The sequence below is a fragment of the Shewanella sp. CAL98-MNA-CIBAN-0140 genome (assembly GCF_040309905.1).
GTDB lineage: Bacteria > Pseudomonadota > Gammaproteobacteria > Enterobacterales > Shewanellaceae > Shewanella > Shewanella psychromarinicola.
Window position 1 is genome coordinate 1 of the sequence record NZ_JBEOPI010000095.1, and the last position, 784, is coordinate 784.

Below are 784 nucleotides of genomic sequence, written 5' to 3' on the forward strand. Positions count from 1 at the left end.
TGGCTCTATTTAGCGGTGGTAATGGATTTATACGCGAGAAAGATAGTGGGTTGGGCGTGCTCTGACAGTCCTAATACTGATTTGACTTGTGCAGCATTAAGAATGGCATTTGAAAGCCGTGGGCGTCCAAGAAACGTAGTGTTTCATTCTGACCAGGGTTGTCACTACAGTAGCCTTCAGTATCGACAAATGCTTTGGAAATATCAGATAACTCAAAGCATGAGCCGACGAGGAAACTGCTGGGATAATGCGGTAATGGAACGTTTTTTTAGAAGCTTTAAAACAGAATGGATGCCTAAGTATGGCTACAACAGTTTTGATGAAGCAAAGCATGATGTGCTGAATTATATATTGAAGCACTACAATATAAAACGGGGTCATAGTTATAACAATTATATGACGCCAACAGCAGCCGAAATGGCAGCGTAAAGACGCAACTCCTGTTGGTGTACAGATTTAGTTGACCACATCAGGTCGCTTTAACGCTGTTATAGAAGCGAAGCGCACTAGCTGGACGCAGTCCATCCTAGACTCTAGGCTTGTTATCGCTCGTAATCGCCTGTTACCGCTCGCTATTACTTGCAACCGCCTAGATGCTAGGACGCTTCGCTGCGAGATGCTATACAATCAAATTCAAAAGATAGAAGCTTAGGGGTTTTGTTCTATCATGGTAATACTTTTGAGCAGAAATCTGCTTGAGGCTTTACCGCTGTTATAGAAGCGAAGCGCACTAGCTGGACGCAGTCCATCCTAGCATCTAGGCTTGTATCGCTCGTAATCGCCT

1 protein-coding gene is annotated in these 784 nt (G+C 44.1%); it reads left to right on the forward strand.

What is annotated here, in order from left to right; genetic code table 11:
• Positions 1-429 (forward strand): IS3 family transposase (locus tag AAEY93_RS20310; protein WP_351079433.1); only part of this gene is annotated, 429 nt, incomplete at its 5' end.
• Positions 430-784: the final 355 nt, after the last annotated feature.